Origin of the sequence: Streptomyces sp. B1I3 (assembly GCF_030816615.1) — a bacterium.
GTDB lineage: Bacteria > Actinomycetota > Actinomycetes > Streptomycetales > Streptomycetaceae > Streptomyces.
Genome location: NZ_JAUSYD010000001.1, coordinates 231,116 through 249,431, shown reverse-complemented (window position 1 = coordinate 249,431; position 18,316 = coordinate 231,116). Strand labels below are relative to the sequence as shown.

Sequence of the window (18,316 nt, the reverse complement as noted above, 5' to 3'; positions counted from 1 at the left end):
TGGTGCAAAGGCCTGGCACCGGCGGCCGTCATCATGCGGGAAACGATGACTCGCCCCGGGAGCCGGGGTGTCTGCCTGCTCGGCTCAGCGCAGCAGTGTGTCGAGGAACGGGCTGGACAGGACGTGGTGGGGGTCGAGGCGGTCGAGAATCTCGACCGCCTCGTCCCAGCCCGGACCGCCCCCGGCGCGCTGGCTGGCGGGGATGGCTCGGGTGAGGACGTCCGGGTCGGACCACGCGGCGGTGTCGCTGTAGGCCCAGCCCTTGGACCACTCCACGCGGACCGTCGCCCGGTCCCCGTCCAGGGTCAGGAGGAATTGCTCGATGTCGCGATAGAAGCGGTGCAGGGCGGGTGTGGTCGGCAGGGAGAGGACGTCGATCCACACGGCGGTGTCGACGTCCGGCTGGTCGGGACGTGGCCGCAGGGCGGACAGCAGCGGTGGCCGCGCGCCGGGGACACCGCACACTGACGGGTCCTCCAGGCCGGTCACCCGGATCTCCACCTGGCCGTTGACCGGGTACTCACCGCGTGCCGCGTACTGCGCGAGCAGCGTGCGGTAGAAGTCGGCGAACTGGCTGACCACCCATTGCAGATCGGCGCGGCGGGTCAGGACGGCGTAGCCGTTGGCGGTCTCGCGCAGCGTGGTGGGCCGCACGTACTCCAGCAGGTTGCGGGAGGCGCCCCACAGGTCCGAGCGCAAGCCGCCTGCCAGCAGATGGGTGAGGACATCGCCGGTCAGCACGTCCCTCACGAGGGTTCCCGAGAGCAGGACGTCGGTGATGTCGCCGGTCAACGCGACCTTGGCCAGCAGGTACTGGACCTGCCCGAAGAGCGGCGCGCTCGCCCATGCCCCTGAGACCAGGTCCCCGGCCAGCCGGGCCACCGGCTCGGGGATGGAGTCGGAGAACGGGTAGTTGTACGGCTCTGCGACCGCACGCGCGGCGAGTGGCCTGTTGGGGGTGACGCTCCAGGTCTTGAGCCAGGGGCTGTCGGTGAAGGCGAACCAGATCGCCTCCACCCGACCGGTGCGGTCCACGAAGCGCGCCAGGGTCCGCGTGCCCGCCGGAGCACCGGGGGCGGCGAACAGTTCGGTGGCTGGGATGTCGAGGAAGGACTGGCAGCGCAGGTTGTGGTCGGTGCCCATCCGTAGGACGGCCTCGGTGACGAGCGAGCGGCCGACGTGGGTGAGGAGCGCGTCGCAGTCGGGCTCGGCTCGGCTGACGGTCCGCAGGACGTAGCTGCCGGCGCCGTCGTCCCAGACTACTGCGGTCAGCTCGGTGACCAGGTTGCTCAGCGAGCCGTAGCCGTGGCCGGGTGACGGGCTTTCACCGACGGCGGGGGTGGCCGTGCCGTGCGCGCCGATGGCAAGTGCGCCGCCGACCGAAAGGTCGCCAGGTGCCGGCGCGGAGGTGACCCCGTATCCGCCGGCGCCGGCGAATGCGAGCAGCGTCTCCAGCGAGGCGCCGGCCTGGACCCGGACCACGGCTGAACCGTCGACGGCCTGCTGCTCCAGCGACATGGCGGTGAGGTGTGCGGTGGTGTCCAACAGAATGACCCGGGTCGCGGCGGGTGTGCCGTCGGCCACCGTGAGAGGGGCCCAGCCATGCCGTTGCCCCTGCGCACGCGCCGTCCAGCCGGCGCCGTAGGCCCAGTTGACGACGTCGAGCACCTCCTGAGGGCTGCGTGGAGCACACGTCCACAACTGGTCGGTATGGATCTCGCCGGCCCAGTTCTCGTAGACGCGCCGGTAGACGTCGAGTCCGGCGGGGAAGCCCGGCGGCGGTGGCGACGCCGCGTAGGCGCTGCCGGGCCGGACCAGTCCGCGCAGCAGCCAGACTGCGCCACCCGCGGCGGCCGACGACGCGAGCAACCTGCGTCGCGACAGCCCACCGCCCTGGTTCGCAAGATCGTCCGTCATCCCCGCAACCCCTCCCCCTGACTCGCTCCCAACCGGTCCTGCCGGGCCCGGTCGAGCACGCACATTACCTTTCAACCAGGACCTCGCGGTCACTTGTTCGATTGATTCACGTGAACGAGTGAATGTCCCGCGAAACCGGACTCTCCACGGAGGTGCTGCCTTATACCTGATCGTTCGAGAGTGAGGCCCGGAGTCGTCTCAAGCAGATGAGGCAGCAGCCGAGTTGGAGCAGCCGGAGGGAGGTCGGCACAAGCCATCAGGCTCAAGGCCAGCGGAAGCCACAGCTTCTCGTGTTCCATTTCGGGCCTTGTCCTGGGTTGGCCCGTACCGGAGATCGTGGTGCCGATCATCCTGGACGAGTGCCGCTTCGACGAAGTGCCTTTGCTCCAGGGCGCCAAGATCCGAGACCTGACCGTCACCGGCTTCACCCTGCCAGGTCTCGCCGCCGATACGGCCCAGATCGACGGCCGCCTGGTTCTGTCCCGCTCCCACCTGACCGGTCCCCTCGTACTCACCCGCGCCCATATTCACGCCGACCGCGCCAGACGACGTGAGATGACTTCTGCAGCGTGACCGCGAAGACGGCGAGTGGTGCCGGCCCCTGCTCTCTGCGGCCGCTTCGGGGGACGTTCGGCCCGCCGCCAAGACGAGGGTCCGCGGCCTCGCCGACCCTGGATGAGGAACGATATCGAGGTGAACGCCCGCCGCTGGAACCTGACAGGTGGCCCCACGTCTGATCGCCGCACCGGCTGAGTACGATCACCTACGCCGGTCTGAGTACGCGAGCGGTGACCTGCCGCCCGCGGCACAGAGAGGGTGAGCACATGCGCCGACTTCTGCTGCTCGCCCCGCTGTTGCTGCTCACCGCCGGTTGCGGCGTGGTGCAGTCCTCCGAGGACGAGGCGACGGACGCCGCACGGCAGGTGGCCACGAAGGTGGGCGAGCGTCTCTACGGCCAGCGCCCGCGCACGGCGGCGGAGGTCGGGCGCTCTGCTTCCGGCATCGACGGGGTGGAGGTACTGCGCGTGACGGGTGCCTCGACACACGACGGAGACGGCATCGACCTGATCGTCCGCACGTCCGGCTCGGCGTACCACGGATGGCTCGACGTCAACGAGGTCACCGTGCGGCGCTGTTTCGCTGTGCGGGTGTCAACCGAGTCGGAGTGGCGCGAGGACCCCCGTGACGTGGGCTGCCCGGACGGCCCTCCGCTGACCTTCGCCCCGCCACCCGAACCGCCCCAGCTGCCGTACGACGAGCTCCGCGCGAATCTTCCCCGGGTGCCGGAGGGCGGCCGGGTCGACGAGGCCGAGGTGCGCCGTACGCTCGCTGCCCTCGATCTGCATCCGGCGATCCGCACAGAGGTGAAGGCGGCCGGCGGCCGTGTCGGTGTTCTCCTGTCGGTGAAGGGCAACGGCTTCGACGCGCAGGACTGCCTTCTTGCCCGCGTGAGCCCCGGCGCGACCACAGTGTGGGTGCCGCCCCGGATTCAGCGGATGCCCGGGGAGGGCGGCTGCACCGTCGGCAACGCCCTGGAACCGCTACCGCCACCGCACTGAACGGGGTGCCCGACTCGGGCGAAAGGCCGTCCGCAACTGGTGGACCCGGACGACGCGGCGCCCGTCGCGAGGGCCGCCGACCGGCTGCGGGCCGAGGCGACCGTGGTGATGACCACGCACGACCCGGCGAACTACCCCGGAGTCTCCCCGCACCAGCCCTCAGCGGCCGGCCACTTCCCCGTGCGGATCGACGCGGCGCTGGTGCCGGACGAGCACCTGGTCCCCGACGTGGCCTCCGTGCTGCAACTGCCACCCCGGCTGCTGCTGCACGCCCGGCTGCTCGACGCGACCGACGACAGCAAGGTCGCGAGCAGGCCCCGGACGTGACGCCGGTCTGCGGCTGGTCCCGCCCGGCCACCTGGACGGCAGTGTCCTGATCTTCGCGCCGGACGGTACCGCGCTGGGCGAGTTCCAGCAGTACGCGCAGGCCGACGGCAGTAAGCTCGGCCACCGGCCGGGCGGCCGTCTTCACCCAGTCGGCACCTCACTTTCCCAGCTGTGACTTCTCCGTCCGGCTCGGCGACCAGGCCACCCGGCAGGACAGCCTGATCGACTACTTCGCAGGCCGGACATCCTCCGGCCGCCGTGCGATCAGGACGTCGGCTCTGTGCTGCCAGCCGAGGGAGGAGTAGAGGCGCTGGCCTTCCTCGCTGGCAATGAGAAGACCGGTGCGGGCACCCTGGGACACTGCGGCCTCCGCCAGAGCGCTCATCACGGCGCGGCCCAGGCCGCGTCGGCGGTGCGCTGGGTCCGTCTCGATGCGATCGGCGATCGCGTCACCGCCGACCACGGCTATGGAGCCGCGCGCTGCCACCTCTCCCGAGGGGGCATGGAGGGAGACGATCGTGACGGGCCCTTCCGTGCGCACCTCGCACTGGTACGGCGCGGCAGGCTCGTGCTGCGGGTGCTCGGTCAGGTCGGTCGTCATGAACCACTCGGACCGGTGGAGCAAGTCCAGTCCGGCGGCACCGACGACGGCTTCGACTGTGGTTGGGCGCAGCGTAGGCACAGTGAGCCAGGTGGTCCGCCGCGCGGCTGCTACGGTTGCCGCCAGCCGTGCCACGGACTCGGGCTCATCGTCCGCCCGCAGCGCGAACACCTCGACCTCTCGGCCGGGTTGGTCGCACGTGGACCGCAGGCCGTCCCCGGCGGGCTCGAGGGGCTCAGCCTCGGGCAGGCCTCGGGCGACGGTCCAGCCGTCCAGCCAACGGCGTATCAGCCCTGATTCGATCTTCGTCATCCGGCGATTACAGCATGACCACAACCGGTGGGTCCCCGCCGAACGACGCCGCGCTCCATGGCCGGCCGGTCTCAGCTGATTCACCTTGCCACTGCAGTTCACGTTGGTCGCCAGGGGTGAGCCTTGGAGGACCTCGCGTGCCGCACCGGCGGCGTCGGGGAACGAGTCCTGCTCCCAGCAGGTAGACCCCCGGGTCTCAAGGGAGGGGAGAGGCGCCGCGGCGCCTCGATCATGACCGCGCCCATGTCGGCGGCCTCAGGGGTACCACTATCCATGCGAGACTCCCCCTCCGAAGAGTTTGCCCGTGAACTGGACGCTGCGCTGTGCCATCGTTCCCGACTCCGCGACCGCTGTCGTCGTGGCGGGCTTGAAGATCAGGTCGTAAACCCGTTGCATGACGGCGACATCGTGTCCGGAGTGACGCTCCCCTCCGTCTTCGTGATCCCCGGCGTGGCCACCCGGCCCATGCCCCGCGATGGCTGGCCCCACCCACGGTGTCTCGACGCTGACCCATGGCCCCTCGGCGAACCACGAGGTGGTTCCCACGGTCTTTCGAGTGACCTGTCCCGGATGCGCGGCGGCGTGAGCCGCGAACCAATCCTCGACGCGGTCATCGACCCAGCCGTGCAGGAGCCAGAAGACGGGGTGCACGTGTGACGAGAACGTGTCGTTGAGATCGTCGTAGTGGAACGGCTTACCGCTGCGTGTCGCCTTGATCCACTTGTCGGACGTATCGGTGAGCGGCCGGCCGCCCGGCAGCGGCGTGAGCGGATTTTCGGGCTCCGTCGGAAGCGAGCACCACCGGATATGCATCAGATTGTGGATCAACCATTCGATCTTCGCGCCGAGCTGGTCGAGGGACAGTGTCGCTAGGTATTCCGCATCCTTGAATTGTCGCTGAAGGAACGTCATCCGTGATTGCCAGTACTCATCGCTCTTGATGGTCGCCAGCCCCTTGAAGGCGGCATCACCCTGCCCCTGGTCCCAGGCCTGCGGCACTGAAAATCCGTCGCGATTCCGTGACTGCCGGCTCGGGGAGGGAATGGACGTCCATGCCTGGATCATGGGCAGGCCGTGTCCGCTCAGCAGCTCGCGGACCTTCTGGATCATCTGGCGATGCATGTAGAGAAAATCCTCACCGGCGCCGTTGTCCGGCTCGCGCAGGTCGACGGTGCCGCGCGTGGGGACTTGGTTGGGGTGAGGAGGGGCCCAACCGAGCTCGGTGATCTCCACCTTGTCGCTGTCCGAGATGTCACCGTCGCCCGGGTTGACCCAGTTGTCCCGCAGCCCGTGCCAGATCGCGTGGTGCAGGCGATGGGACCGCGAACCGACCACTTCGAGCATCTCGGGCGGAAGCGGGACCGCCTCGCGCGCCTCGACGAACGCAGGGCGCACCATGATGAACGAGGCGACGCTGCCGGCCCGGACCGCACGATCGAACGTCTGGTTCGGTGCGAGGTCGTCGTGCGGCTGGCTGCGCACGACCGAGCCGACGATCGCATCGATCTGTCGGCGACCGTTCGGCCACTTGGCGGTGTAGTGCCCGTCGTACTCGTACAACCAACCGTCGCTCGGCGTTTCGGGCACGCCATGGGCGTTCCACTTGATCCAGGTGGCTTCGTCGCGATCCTCGATCTTGCCATTCAGGTGCATATCGAGCGGACTTTCGTCGGTGCCCATCTCGAACAGCCCTGTGAGTCCGCCCGTAGCCGTTGGGTGAAACGTCATCACTCCCTGGCCGAAGAGGTAGCGGGACCACTTGTCGACGTCGTCCTTCACGATGTGATCGGGGTCGAGGTCGGGTAGGGGGTCGGGTCGATTGATGAAGCTGCGGTAGGTCCAACTGCCAGCGAGCAGGTCGTAGATCATGGCCATTCACCCTATCTAGTTCGATCGACGCCGCGATACCTCTGAAGCGATTGGCGGCGTGCTTCAGTACTGCAGGACCTGTGGAAGGAAGCACTCGCATTACAGTGCCTGTTCGATGCGGATCGGGTCCCGCATGTCCGAAGCCACATAGGTGGTGACGGTGTCCGGCTAGGGGGCCTTTTATGAAGGAATTCCGAATCACACCCGGTGTCGACTAGGCCGCCGAAGAAGAAAAGGCGGAGGCTGCTCTGGTAAGCGCACTTCAGCCAGCGGCCGAGATCCACTTCAGATCCCGCGATTGTGACGCCCGCTGATGCGAAGTTGGTTCCTCTCAATGAGTTATTGAGAGGAAAAATCACTCCATGCCATCGTTGTTGGGTTATGAAACCCCCTCGTCGTTCGACATGCATACGAGTCGTTCACCCGCATGGTTTTCGACGTAGAGGTTCATGGTTCCAGCATCGCTGAGCACGTCGTAAGTGGCGTTGCCTGCTGGCGAATGCCGCCGCGTCGCCGATCAAGGCCACAATCGGTGCAAGAGAGCCAAAAAGTCGAGCCTCCGCGTATGCCGGCCGCGATACGGAACCTCCAGCGGAGGCGGCCGAGTTGAGGCCGCGTGTCACCCAGTATCCGCTATGCGTGGTACATCCGCATCTGCCAAACCTTGGGGTGCGGTTCCGCGGCATGACGGCTCGAACTGACATTTCGACCGGGTTCTCCGCCGACTGGAGCACCGCCTCCGCGAACACGTGCTGATCTCCTGGCCGGCCCTGATCGGCACCCTCATTGCCGAGTGCGCATGCGGGAAAAATGGCTGCGGTTCACCCGTGAAGCCGGCCTCCTTGAACTGGTCATCCTGGCCCGGTGAGGCCGCGACGATCACCCAGATACCCCCGCTGAAGCCGACCCAGAAGTGCATGGGCTGTGCGGCCAAGGAAGTAGTCGGCGTGGTCGCGCTGGGTGTGCATGCGTCGCCGGTGACAACCACGCCGACCAGTTGGTCGAAGATGGTGGCGGCGCGGGCTTCTTCGCCGAACACCGGTACCCATTCCGAGAGGGTGGCGAAATTGCGGACCGTGCACTGGTGGAGGTCACGCAGGAACGACAAGTCGTACTCATCGAGCTGAGCCGGCCCGGACGCACCTTTGCACAGTCATGGCAGTCGGCGGCAATGGGCAGGGAAAGTGGGCCAATCAGTCCAATTCTGGCGTGCCGTCAGCTACTGCTGATCGCTTGTGGCTACATTGCAAGGCATGGAAGATCGCGAATCCTTTCCATCGCGTCAATACAAGCTCGCCTGGGGAAAAGGGCGGTGGGAACTGAGAGAGGTGCTTCGCTCCCGAGTAGCGGAAATGCGTGTCCTCGTATCTACTCGTGTGGATCCAGGCGGTGATCGTGCTGCTGGGCAAAAAATCAAGGAAGCGGCGCTAGGTGAGTTGGACCAGGCCGATGACGCGCTCAATCACAGTACGAATAGTTGGAGAATTCCTGGGTCGAGCTTGGCTGTCGCGCAGGCGCATCTCGACATGGCGCATTCACTGATGCTGCGATTGGCTAGCTCGGTAGAAGTGAGAGCACTTTTGCCTGGGCTGCTCTCCGTCGTTCGTGAACACCTCAGCGTGACAGACCTCCGACGGTCCGAAGTCGAGAAGATGGAGCAGCATATTGGCCCGGAGGGCGCCCTGAACAACAGGCAACGAGAGTTGCTGATCGATGCAGTAGGTGTCGCCCGCCAAGCACTGCTTCGGGAGACGCTTCGCGTGCGTAGCTTCGTCAGCATCGTGTACGGCGTGTTCGCTGCACTTACTTCTATTGCGATCGTAGTTGCGGTGTTGGGAGCTCGATATCCTGACGTGGTACCTCTCTGTTTTGGCCCCATGGACGTCGGCATTGTCTGCCCCACCGGGGATGATTCGGTATTCCACTTCGACCCCGGGGTGGCGGACCTGGACAGCGCTTACGCCGACGTCGCGAAATCGCGGGACTATCTCGTCGTCGAACTTGCCGGGCTAGGGGCCGCTGCGGTTGCTGCCGCCGTGACGCTTCGCCGAATTAATGGAACAGCGATGCCCTACAACGTGCCCGTAGCTCTTGCGCTTCTCAAATTGCCGACCGGCGCGCTGACTGCCGTACTCGGACTGCTCTTGGTGCGGGGTGCGTTCGTCCCCGGCCTGTCGGCCCTTGATTCATCAGCACAGATTATTGGGTGGGCGATCATCTTCGGCTATTCGCAGCAACTCTTCACACGACTCGTCGACCGACAGGGACAGGCTGTCCTCGATGCTGTTGGCGGCGGCCCAAGCACACCGCAGTCGGCGCCACCTCATGATTCCGCTGACGGTAGGTCCGTGCCTGCGGTACCGCAGGAGGATGGTTAACGGGCTTTCGCTCGAGCCTTGACCTTGCAAGGCCCTTCTGTCTGCGCTCACGGTCCCATCGGTGTGCTCCAGGTTCGTGTACCCGTGGGTTCCGCGCGTGTGCACGCGGCCAGGATCCGCAGAGCAGGACTGTCGAGGCCGGCAACGAGTGCGTCACAGACAGCGGTGACCACACCGGTTGCGGGGATCTCGCCCATGCTCCAGAGAACTGCGCGGTCCTGAAGTTCGCGGGCTGCTGATTCGGTCGACGGCATGCGTCCATGATCTCGTCAGTGGGCGGAGCAGGTCGAGTGGGTTTCACTGCGACGCCTGCTCGGGAGCTCGTTACAGAAGCGCGCGTGCTGAGCCGCGTAGCGGTGACGCTCTTCTCATCGATGCCGAAAACGTGAGCAGGCTCGGCCTGCAGGCTGTGGCCGCGAAGCCGTAGGGCCGATACCTGGGCGGGTCGGGTACCGCCCGGTGCATTTCGCTGTCCGGGCCGAGCGTTCCGGCACGATTCTGCCGGCCGTCGGTCTCGGCGACGGCGGTGAGCCGGTCATGCACGCCGAGGTGCTACCGGGCGGCGAGCCCAGCCAGGAACGGCAGTGTCAGCTCCCCTCCCAACGGTGCGACCTGCCCGGACACGCTGCCGCCGGGCAGGTCCGACCAGGACAACGGATGCCGTCAGCCGGGCGCTGTCGGAAGTCGTGCCGGGGGTGGACGGGCGCAGATGGTGCCCGGGCTGGTGTGTGATCGCGTGCGTCACGCCTGCCGCGTGTGTGTGATTGTGCGCGTCAGGCCTGCCGCGCACGGGCTGGCCGGTCCCTGGCTTCCGCAGCGATGTCGAGTTCCACTTCGGTCGACAGGCCTTGCGCGTTCTGCTCCATGTCTTCGATGGTGGCGATTGCCAGATCACGGGCGGCTGTCGTTCTCCCCTGAAGCAGGCGTGACAGTGCAGGTACATGCGGAGGCGGCCGCGAGCGGCCCACCGCTGCGGGGTGTCGCGTCACCCGCCTCGAACTCCTGACCCCTGCTCCCGTCCGCTGCGGCGGCGAGGGGCCCGTCCAGGGCCGCCCACTGCAGGAGCAGGATGGTCTTGCCATCGGCGATGCGTCCGTCACGGGTCATGGCGAGGGCTTCGTCGAAAGGCAGTTCACAGACCTCGATGTCTTCGCCGTCTTCCGCGAGTCCGCCGCCGGTCCCGGTCCGGTCAGCCGCAGTGTAGGGGGCCGCGAAGAAGTGGAGGCGCTCGGTGACGGAGCCGGGGCTCATATAGGCATCGAGGACGTGGGTGAGCGGGCCCAGCGTGACGCCGAGTTCCTCGTCACTTTCACGCCGGACGGCCGTGGGCGGGTCGTCCGAGTCGAGCAGGCCGGCGGCGGCTTCGATGAGCATGCCGTCGGGATGGCCGTTGACGTAGGCCGGGTAGCGGAATTGGCGGGTGAGCAGGACACAGCGGCGTTCGGCGTCGTAGGGCAGGACGACCGCGCCGTTGCCGCGGTCGTAGGTCTCGTGCTGCTGGGTGACCCAGCGTCCGTCGCGGCGGCGGTAGTCGAAGGTGGTGCGGCGCAACACGTGCCAGCCCTGGGAGGTGAGCTCGACGTTGCGGACCACGACATCAGGGTTGCGGTCCAGGTCGCGGCCTGCGCGGTCGAGGCCGGTGCGGCCGCGATGGTCGGGGGTGTCGATGCCCGGGCGGGGATTCATGCGGCCTCCTGCGGGGTGCGGGGCGGGATCTGTGTGAGGTCATGGTGGACGGGCAGGGCTCGGCGGCGGGCGGCGGCGACGTCCTGGTCGTCCCCGGCGCAGTCGCCAGGGAGCCGTAGTACGGCCTCGCGGTGAGCGAGGTGCTCGACGGTCTGGTGGAGATCCTGGTCGGCGAGGGGGTCGGTTGGGCCGGCGCCGACTGCGCGTACGTCGGACATAGGGACCCAGAGGTGACAGGCGTCGATGACGGGCCACGCTGCCGCTTCTAGGCGGGCGAGGTCGGCGGCCGCGGCCTGCGGGTGGCTGCCGGTGCCGGAGCGGTAGGGCCCTGCGATAGGGATGAGCATGGGTTCGGCATCGGTCATGGGGCGCTACAATACATGCAGAAACATGCATGAACGGGAGAGAATACGGATGCTGGCTGCTGAACGGCGTGACCACCTGCTGGGCGTGCTTGCCCGCGAGGGCAAGATCGTTGCCAAGGACGCCGCCGCCGAGTTGGGGATTTCCGAGGACAGCGTGCGGCGGGACCTGCGCGACCTCGCAGCCGAGGGATTGTGCCAGCGGGTCTACGGCGGGGCGCTTCCCGTCTCGCCGGCCACTGTGGACTACTCCGCCCGGCAGGCCGTGGCCCCGGACGGCAAGCGGAAGGTCGCCTCGGTGGCCGCCCGGCTGGTGCGGCCGGGGAGCGCGCTCATTCTCGACGGCGGCACCACCGCCCTCGCTGTCGCCCGCGCACTCCCGCAGGCCCTGGCCTGCACTGTGATCACGCATAGCCCGACAATCGCCGCCGCCCTGCTCCACCATCCCCAGGTGGAGCTCTTCCTGCTCGGTGGCCGGATCTTCAAGCATTCGGCGGTCGCCTGCGGGGCCGCTGCGGTCGGGGCTGCACAGAATGTCTCCGCCGACCTGTGCCTGCTCGGCGTCACCGGCGTGCATCCCGAGGCGGGACTGACTACTGGCGACGCCGAGGAGGCCGCGATGAAGCGTGCCCTGGCCGCACGCGCGGCGGACACCTACGTCCTCGCCTCCTCCGAGAAGATCGGCACAGCTTCGCGATACCGCGTCATGCCCTGGGAAGAGATCAGCGGACTGATCACTGACGCCGACCCCCATGACACAGTCGTCGAGCAGCTCACAGCGCGCGGCGTGGAGATCCTGATGGCTGGATGACACCGCCGGGCCGAACGCTCGCTACTGGCGGGCAGGCGTTGCAGGGCTCCACCCCGCCGCCACCCAGCAAGCCACGGGAACCGCCGGATCTGTCATCGACCCCAGGGGTTACGGTCGGAGGCGACCCGCCGCCTGGGCGTCAGTCGCGCTCGGCGCCGACCGGTCAGTTGCTGGTTGAGTCCCTCGTGCGCGAGCGCACCGAATTCGTCTGCGTGAAGGAAGCGCCCACCCGGCATTCACGCGATCGCGCCCTTCCGTGCGGCGGAACCCGAACGTGCACGAACCCATCAGACAACAAAGGCTCTCGCCGACCGCATGCCGCAACTGATCACCGTCGAACGGCGACAGCTCGTACGTCTCTGTGCACGTGAGCACCTCGCAGCCGTCCCGCCGCCTACGCGCCGAACTGACCCGCCCACCTGCCGCCCACGCGTCCCGCGATCTGCGGCCGGTTCGTGACCGTCGTGTTCCTCATTGATGCGGTGTGCGCCGACAACGCGGTCTTCGCCTTCCGGAGCTTCCTGACCCGCTGCATACGGAGCAGTGGAGCAGTGAGGGGCGCCTCTGCGTAGGCAGGAGACCGCCGCGGGACCACCGAGGCTGGTCCCACAGGGCTTACGACTAGATCATCCGTGCCATATCGCTCGAATGTATCTGAGGGCGGATAATCGGAGAAGTTCCGCCCTCAGGGCTTTCGGTGCAACGTGCGGAGAGGCGAACCTATGGCCAGTGGCGCGGTATCCACACCTCCTGACTCAGCAGGTCAGCACGTGCTCCTTCATGGATGGCGCGAACAGATCATCAGTTTTCTGATGTTTCTTGTCGGCATCGCCTTGTGCGTCGCGCCGTGGGTCGGTGGCGACACCCTCGACGCTGCAAAGGACATCCACCGCAGCGAAGTGGGCATCGCGATCCTCGTGCTCCTGGTCGCAATTTCTCGGCTGAGCGGGCACACCGGCAAATGGTCAGACTGGACCATGCTCCTAGCCGGCGCGTGGCTCGTCGCCTCACCATGGCTACTGGCGCTGCAGAACACCGAGGTTTTCGACGGCGCTCACGTCTTTGATGTCGCTGCGGGTGCGGTGCTCCTCGCTCTGGCAGCGTCGTCGATGTTCTTGCGAGCTGTGCTGCACCGCGCGGAGCGCCGAACCCGAAGATAGAAGGTCAACCGCGCCTTGGGCCCGGCGCGGACGGCCCGGCGTCAGTCACCGACCCGATCGCAATCTCTGCGCGGCCCGCGATGTCGTCGAACGTCGGACCGGCTCGAGCAGTTCCGTGCCATGCCACCCGGTTCGACGAACTGGCCGCCGCCCACTGTCAGGCCGGACTCCATCTGGCGTCACTCATTTTCTGTCTCCGTGAACCCGGACAGGGGCGCGTGCCGGGCACCGAGTCCGCCACCGCCGGAAACTCGGCTCAGGCCTCCGTCTGGTCGGCGCGACCCTGACCGTCCTGACCACTTCGTTCGGCGCGCCCGTCCCGGACAGCCCGCAGGTCCAGACGGCCGCCGCCCGCCCCCGTCCGCCACCACGACCGGGCTCGCCCCCAGGCAGGCAGCCCCGTGGGGCCGGTCGTGCCCGCCTGCGGAAGGGGCGTGCAGGTAGAGCGGCAACTCGCCGGCTCAGCGTGCGTTGACCTGCCGTGAACTTCGGGCCCACTGGCTTCGCCGGCCGCGGCAGCGCCTGTGCGTACTGCTCGTCCGCTCTCCAGAGGTTTCCTTCGCCTCAGGCAACTCAAAATCTATGCCCGATGAAGTAGACATTGAGTGGGGGTGTGGTTATGGTTTCTCTCGTAGTCAGAAGGACAGCAGGGCCCGGCAGGGATGAACTGCCGGGCAGTAGTACGCGTAGTTCGCAGGTCGGTGCGGTGGTGGAGTTCCGAAGCCGGGGTTGTGCAGGATGGCGACGGGACTGACGGCCGGACCGGGTGGCCCGCAGTGATCAGGGGCCGCCACACGCAAAATCCAGTGCCCGTAGTGCAGTACCAAGTGGTTCCTCGGTAAAGGCGCCGGCTGCGGGGCGCGCGTACCGGGACGTTCGGCAGTGGGGTTCCAAGCCAGAGCTGATGCAGGACGGGCAACGGGGCTGGCTGCCGAAGAGTGGCGCTACCGCAGGCCACTGAGTAGCGCGTTACATCAGCGCTACCTGCAATGCAGCAGTAGGAGCAGTTCCAGCAATTCGCAGTACTGGTAGTAAGTAGTTGGTTCAGAGGGAAAGAACGGAGGAGCGAGGCGCCATCAGGATCGCCCGGATGGAAGAACTGAGTCCGGGTACCGCAGGACATCGATAGTGAGGTGGTCTCCGGTCGAGCAACAGCGATCCCCGTACCCCCGACGCCGTTCAGTTCGGGTCTACGGATCAAGTAGGCCGGCGCAGCACGAGGGCCGGCAGATGGTGTAGCAGTTCCTTCGGGGCCCTGGTGCCGGTACGGCACCAGGGCCCCTCCAGCGTGTTTCACAGAGAGGCGAAATGACAGCAGACGATTCCTTCGGCCGTCTGGAAGACGACGACTACCCCGCCTACACCATGGGCCGCGCCGCCGACATCCTCGGCACCAGCCAGAACTTCCTGCGCGCCATCGGCGACGCCCGCCTCATCACCCCGCTGCGTTCAAAAGGCGGACACCGCCGCTACTCCCGCTACCAGTTGCGTATCGCGGCCCGGGCCCGGGAACTCGTCGACGCGGGAACCCCGATCGAGGCTGCCTGCCGCATCGTGATCCTCGAGGACCAACTCGAGGAAGCCCAGCGCATCAACGCCGAGCATCGCGCCACTTACTCCTCCATCCCGCCCACCGCAGCCTGACACCACACGGCACCCGCCACATGGGGGTGGGCGCCGCGTGCCGGATCATCCGTCGTCCGGTGTGCGACTCTCACCTCTACAATCACTCGAGCGAGCATGGCGGCGGCTCTGCCACGAGATGCACACGAATCCGCTTTCCACAGGCTCGCGGCGATTCTTCGCAAGGACGCGGACTTCTCCTCATCTGCACGGCCTCGAAAGCCGGGCGGGACAGCGAAGAGCCGGGCAGGAGATTGCGCTCGGCTCGCACAGCTACCAGCACGTCAGCGCTTTCGTCCAGCGCATCCCGAACGCCGGCAGTTGCTCGACTCGTTCTCTGGCTCAGCGTCGCGTCCCGGCGACTGCTGGTGGACGACCCGGACGCCGAGCTTGAGCTGTACGACGCCGCTTTTGGCTCTGCCTTGACCGCCAACGGCGCGGCAGGTGCCCGACGGGCCCCGCCATCCCGCGGCCCCTGGCGAGAACGAGCGCACCGCGGGATGATGGACATTTGGCCTTGCGCCCTCCACCTGTTCCATGACCTCGCCGCCGCCGCGACGGCCGGACTCACCCCGAAGAGTTCTGCGGTCCAGACCCCGACAGGGTGATCAGCGGGTGGCAGCCACAGGCTGCCCTGACAGTGGCGGGTTGACGGGCGGATCTCGATCAACACTCAGCTGCCGCCCCGCTCGCCGTGGACCTTGTGGCCTTCAGCTCGCCAAAGGGCGTATACCGGGGCGTACTTGCCACCAGTGAAGCGGAGAAAGTGCCTCCGGTCAGCGTGACGGGGGCTGCCGTTGCGCAGACGGCGCACAGCCTCACACCGGCAACCCTCCGGGCGGCGTCGACGAGGAACAAGCCAGTGGCTACGGGCACAGAGCACAGTGACTCGGCGGAACTCATGAGAACGCACGGGATCTCGCCAACCCGCAGCCCGTTGCTGGGGCCTGCTGCGCCTCCGCCACCGGTCGCGAAGCCCACCGAGAGGGCGGAAACTGGTCGCGTGGCCCCCACTTCGCGAAAACCGTTGGAGAAGTCATGACGGCGACGAACAGGAACGACGCACCCGTCGAAATCCACAGTGCCGGTGCGGAGCTGCGGAAACAGGAGCTCGGAGGGAACATGAGCGTCTCGTTCGTGCGGTTCGCCAAGGGCACAGACATGACGCCGGCCTTCCAAGGCATGCCCGACGATCTGTGCCCGTGTCCTCACTGGGGATACCTCCTCAAGGGGCGGCTGAAGATGCACACGAAGGGTGGGGAAGCGATCTACGAGGCCGGTGACGCCTTCTACTGGGCACCTGGCCACGCCCCGGAGGCTCTGGAGGACTGCGACTACGTGGACTTCTCACCGATTCGGGAATTCGACGAAGTGCTCGCTCACGTCAAGAGCCAGCTGGGGTAGTGCGGTCTCTGCAGGCGGCAAGGGCAGGCAGCGGCTTGCACGCCCGGTCGGGCCCCGGCCCGACCCCAGCGCCGCCGACCGGCGCACCTCCTCCTTCAACCAGGTTGTGCATCGCTCGGACACGATGCGAACGCTGCAGAGGATGCAGCTGTGCTCAGGAGAACGGACGGAATTTCGGCCAAGGCAAGGGCTGTTCGCTGCTCTCGCCCTCGATGAGGACCTGGGGTCCGCAGCGAAAGCCGGTCTGTACCGGGCCTGCCGGCGTCGGCTCCTGGAACGGATCATGACACCAACGCCAGCGGGGCCTTACCGACGTCCGACGTCGCTCCGGAGACGAGTTCGCGCCGGGGAGAAGCGGCCCTTCATCGCGAGGTGAGCGTTCCTGGCGGTACGTCCGGAGGTGATGGCTGGCGGGGTTAGGGGTCAGGTATGGAGCCAGCTCCGGTCGACGGTCACCTCGCGTGCGATGCGACGCCACTGGTCTTCCCCTCCGGGCAGAGGCCAGGCCCAGGTGGGCTGTCCCGCGGTGTTCAGGTCGTGAAGGAGGCGGACGAGCTGTGGGCCGGCGGTGGCGGCGCCGTCCGGAACGCTGGGACCGTGGACGGCACGGAGTTCGGCGAAGCGCGCCAGTTCGTACTCGTAGAAGCCCACGGCGTCATCGATACGTGCGGCCAGGTCGTCGCGCGCCACCGTGCGCTGCAACTGCAGCAGCGGAGGCTCGATGGACTCAGCGATCGCCGCGGCGAGTCGCGCGTGACCGTCCAGGATCAGATGACAGTCCAGGCCACTGACCCACCACAACAGAACGGGTGGGAGGGTCCCCTCACGGGCCTGCTTGCGGTACGCCTTGACCCGGCTGTCGCCCGGACCGGGCATCGGCCGCAGCGGCAGAACCTCCCACGAATCGGAATGGACGAACCACTCGATGTATCCGTCCGGGTGGCCCTCAACGAGCATCGAGCTCCAGTACTCGGCATGGGAAGTGGCAGTGTGGCGCCAGCGCTGGAGCGGGCTCTCGCACGAGAGTAGCCATCGGCCCTCGTGCAAAGGGCTGCCCGGCGAGTCGCTTAGGTATTGTGCGAAGCGGTGAGCCCACCGTTCCGGGCTGCCCGACAGGGCACGCCCCATCTCGGCGCGCAGCGGTGGGACGAAGGAGCGGTACGCGTCAGTACGCCAGAAGTCCACGCCCTGGAAGGGCTCTGCGACAACGGCGAGCAGCACAGGCCGCGACAACTGGGAGACCAGCAGCCGCGGCCCGGCACTGAGAACGCACAGTTCCGGCTGGTGGCGGCCCTGTACATCCAAGGACAGACCCACCCACGTGCCGTCGTCCCGCGTGACATCGCTGCGCTGCATGGCAAAAGCGTAGACGGCGGCTACAGCGCACCGATGCCACTGGGCGGTCGACTCGATCCGCACACGCCGTAAGTGGGTGGCCCCGGCCGGAGACACTCGCGGTGCCCGTTGAGGTTCCCCGCTCGCTTCAACGGAGGACCGGGTGAGGCGCCAGGCGGCCCTGGTCGATGGCAGAGATCCCTAGGACACCGTCACCGATCCCAGTAGTTCGGATACGGCACGAGCCGATCGTCCGGAGCGGCAAAGAGAAGCGATATCTACGCCGACACTCTGCGGGCACGCGGACCGCTTCGCCATCCCCGGGTCCAGCTCGGCTTCCGAGGCGGGGCACCCGTGTACAGGTGTGGGTCGGCTTCGTCCGGCAGGAGTAGCACCGCAGCTGTGCGACGGGCTCGTGGTCACCGTGCCACAACGCCGAGCGCCCGCGCCCGTAGCTGGTGGCGCGTGGCCAGGTCCCCCGGGGAGGCTGTCGATCATAGGTTTCGACAGTCGCAGACGACGCCTTTGCGTACACGTCGACGGCGGTCGTCCCCTGGCCGTTCATGACGCGCTCTACGGGCCGGGTCGGGCCGGGCCGGTGGCGTGGCGGGAAAGGGCGGCGGGCACCGGGGAAGGTCGGGGGTGGGCGGCAGGTGTGTGCGGGCTTTCGCGGGGCAGGAACCATGACGATCACTCCTCTGAGCAGGGGTGAGAGGGCGCGCCTGAAACCTGGGGAGGTCGACGGCGCGCCCTTCCGTGTAGCTGGGCTCGGTGCAGGCCGGACGGCCTGGTTTGTCACCGGATGCCGATCCGGGAACGGGGCGGGGCGGGGCGGTCACATGAGGGAGGGTCCGCAGTCGCAAGCCCCGCAGGATCGTCCTGCTCTGCGACCCAGCCCTGGAGGCCCCTGCACGTGCGTACGGGCGCGCGCTCAATCAGGCGGTATGGCGGGAGATCGGCGGCACGGAAGCC

The 18,316-nt window shown here is 67.4% G+C and carries 15 protein-coding genes; 9 read left to right on the top strand and 6 right to left on the bottom strand.

What is annotated here, in order from left to right; all coding sequences use genetic code 11:
* Positions 1–84: 84 nt before the first annotated feature.
* The gene (locus QFZ58_RS01260) at positions 85–1,917 is read right to left on the bottom strand and encodes a cholesterol oxidase substrate-binding domain-containing protein (protein ID WP_307122994.1); all 1,833 of its coding nucleotides are present in this window, start codon (positions 1,915–1,917) and stop codon (positions 85–87) included.
* Positions 1,918–2,256: 339 nt separating this feature from the next.
* Here QFZ58_RS01260 and QFZ58_RS01255 point away from each other — a divergent pair, with 339 nt between their 5' ends.
* From QFZ58_RS01255 to QFZ58_RS01245, 3 genes are all read left to right on the top strand, one after another.
* Positions 2,257–2,490, top strand: a complete 234-nt coding sequence (locus QFZ58_RS01255) for a hypothetical protein (protein WP_307122993.1) — start codon at positions 2,257–2,259, stop codon at positions 2,488–2,490.
* 251 nt (positions 2,491–2,741) lie between these two features.
* Positions 2,742–3,476 (top strand): translation initiation factor IF-2, encoded by a 735-nt coding sequence (locus QFZ58_RS01250; protein WP_307122992.1) that lies wholly within the window; start codon positions 2,742–2,744, stop codon positions 3,474–3,476.
* Positions 3,477–3,515: 39 nt separating this feature from the next.
* On the top strand, positions 3,516–3,803 hold the full coding sequence (locus tag QFZ58_RS01245) for a hypothetical protein (RefSeq protein ID WP_307122991.1): 288 nt from the start codon (positions 3,516–3,518) through the stop codon (positions 3,801–3,803).
* Positions 3,804–4,029: 226 nt separating this feature from the next.
* Here QFZ58_RS01245 and QFZ58_RS01240 read toward each other — a convergent pair whose 3' ends face one another.
* Together QFZ58_RS01240 and QFZ58_RS01235 are read right to left on the bottom strand one after the other, a co-directional pair.
* A complete protein-coding gene (locus tag QFZ58_RS01240) occupies positions 4,030–4,716 on the bottom strand; it encodes a GNAT family N-acetyltransferase (RefSeq protein ID WP_307122990.1) in 687 nt (228 codons plus the stop codon).
* A 267-nt stretch (positions 4,717–4,983) separates the two neighbouring features.
* Positions 4,984–6,585: a hypothetical protein gene (locus QFZ58_RS01235; RefSeq protein ID WP_307122989.1), complete on the bottom strand. Its 1,602-nt coding sequence runs from the start codon at positions 6,583–6,585 to the stop codon at positions 4,984–4,986.
* A 749-nt stretch (positions 6,586–7,334) separates the two neighbouring features.
* Between QFZ58_RS01235 and QFZ58_RS01230 the strand changes: the two genes are divergently transcribed.
* Together QFZ58_RS01230 and QFZ58_RS01225 are read left to right on the top strand one after the other, a co-directional pair.
* Positions 7,335–7,712, top strand: coding sequence for a hypothetical protein (locus QFZ58_RS01230; protein WP_307122988.1), 378 nt, complete (start codon positions 7,335–7,337; stop codon positions 7,710–7,712).
* Between the two features lie 126 nt (positions 7,713–7,838).
* Positions 7,839–8,963 carry a hypothetical protein gene (locus tag QFZ58_RS01225; protein ID WP_307122987.1) on the top strand — a complete coding sequence of 375 codons (1,125 nt, stop codon included), beginning with the start codon at positions 7,839–7,841 and terminating at the stop codon, positions 8,961–8,963.
* A gap of 891 nt (positions 8,964–9,854) precedes the next feature.
* On the opposite strand, the gene QFZ58_RS01220 is transcribed toward QFZ58_RS01225, so the two are convergent.
* Both QFZ58_RS01220 and QFZ58_RS01215 read right to left on the bottom strand, forming a co-directional pair.
* The gene (locus QFZ58_RS01220; RefSeq protein WP_307122986.1) at positions 9,855–10,649 is read right to left on the bottom strand and encodes an NUDIX domain-containing protein; all 795 of its coding nucleotides are present in this window, start codon (positions 10,647–10,649) and stop codon (positions 9,855–9,857) included.
* Positions 10,646–11,014 (bottom strand): DUF4406 domain-containing protein, encoded by a 369-nt coding sequence (locus tag QFZ58_RS01215; protein ID WP_307122985.1) that lies wholly within the window; start codon positions 11,012–11,014, stop codon positions 10,646–10,648. Before QFZ58_RS01215 ends, QFZ58_RS01220 begins: the two co-directional genes overlap by 4 nt.
* 49 nt (positions 11,015–11,063) lie before the next feature.
* Between QFZ58_RS01215 and QFZ58_RS01210 the strand changes: the two genes are divergently transcribed.
* The 4 genes from QFZ58_RS01210 to QFZ58_RS01195 all read left to right on the top strand — a co-directional run bounded on the left by QFZ58_RS01210 (position 11,064) and on the right by QFZ58_RS01195 (position 16,009).
* Complete coding sequence (locus QFZ58_RS01210) at positions 11,064–11,822, top strand: DeoR/GlpR family DNA-binding transcription regulator (RefSeq protein WP_307128740.1); 759 nt, start codon at positions 11,064–11,066, stop codon at positions 11,820–11,822.
* 722 nt (positions 11,823–12,544) lie between these two features.
* Positions 12,545–12,982: an SPW repeat protein gene (locus tag QFZ58_RS01205; RefSeq protein WP_307122984.1), complete on the top strand. Its 438-nt coding sequence runs from the start codon at positions 12,545–12,547 to the stop codon at positions 12,980–12,982.
* Between the two features lie 1,308 nt (positions 12,983–14,290).
* A complete protein-coding gene (locus QFZ58_RS01200; RefSeq protein WP_307122983.1) occupies positions 14,291–14,626 on the top strand; it encodes a MerR family transcriptional regulator in 336 nt (111 codons plus the stop codon).
* 1,017 nt (positions 14,627–15,643) lie between these two features.
* Positions 15,644–16,009 (top strand): hypothetical protein, encoded by a 366-nt coding sequence (locus QFZ58_RS01195; RefSeq protein ID WP_307122982.1) that lies wholly within the window; start codon positions 15,644–15,646, stop codon positions 16,007–16,009.
* Between the two features lie 423 nt (positions 16,010–16,432).
* Here the strand turns inward: QFZ58_RS01195 and QFZ58_RS01190 are convergent, their stop codons facing one another.
* Entirely contained in the window at positions 16,433–17,365 is a 933-nt protein-coding gene (locus QFZ58_RS01190) for a hypothetical protein (RefSeq protein WP_307122981.1), read from the bottom strand.
* Positions 17,366–18,316: the final 951 nt, after the last annotated feature.

Excerpts from the sequence above, each read along its gene's own strand:
- QFZ58_RS01225 (WP_307122987.1), top strand. The coding sequence starts at position 7,839 with ATGGAAGATCGCGAATCCTTTCCATCGCGTCAATACAAGCTCGCCTGG.
- QFZ58_RS01195 (WP_307122982.1), top strand. The coding sequence starts at position 15,644 with ATGACGGCGACGAACAGGAACGACGCACCCGTCGAAATCCACAGTGCC.
- QFZ58_RS01260 (WP_307122994.1), bottom strand. The coding sequence starts at position 1,917 with ATGACGGACGATCTTGCGAACCAGGGCGGTGGGCTGTCGCGACGCAGG.
- QFZ58_RS01210 (WP_307128740.1), top strand. The coding sequence starts at position 11,064 with ATGCTGGCTGCTGAACGGCGTGACCACCTGCTGGGCGTGCTTGCCCGC.
- QFZ58_RS01205 (WP_307122984.1), top strand. The coding sequence starts at position 12,545 with ATGGCCAGTGGCGCGGTATCCACACCTCCTGACTCAGCAGGTCAGCAC.
- QFZ58_RS01240 (WP_307122990.1), bottom strand. The coding sequence starts at position 4,716 with ATGACGAAGATCGAATCAGGGCTGATACGCCGTTGGCTGGACGGCTGG.
- QFZ58_RS01235 (WP_307122989.1), bottom strand. The coding sequence starts at position 6,585 with ATGATCTACGACCTGCTCGCTGGCAGTTGGACCTACCGCAGCTTCATC.
- QFZ58_RS01250 (WP_307122992.1), top strand. The coding sequence starts at position 2,742 with ATGCGCCGACTTCTGCTGCTCGCCCCGCTGTTGCTGCTCACCGCCGGT.
- QFZ58_RS01200 (WP_307122983.1), top strand. The coding sequence starts at position 14,291 with ATGACAGCAGACGATTCCTTCGGCCGTCTGGAAGACGACGACTACCCC.
- QFZ58_RS01220 (WP_307122986.1), bottom strand. The coding sequence starts at position 10,649 with ATGAATCCCCGCCCGGGCATCGACACCCCCGACCATCGCGGCCGCACC.
- QFZ58_RS01215 (WP_307122985.1), bottom strand. The coding sequence starts at position 11,014 with ATGACCGATGCCGAACCCATGCTCATCCCTATCGCAGGGCCCTACCGC.
- QFZ58_RS01190 (WP_307122981.1), bottom strand. The coding sequence starts at position 17,365 with ATGCAGCGCAGCGATGTCACGCGGGACGACGGCACGTGGGTGGGTCTG.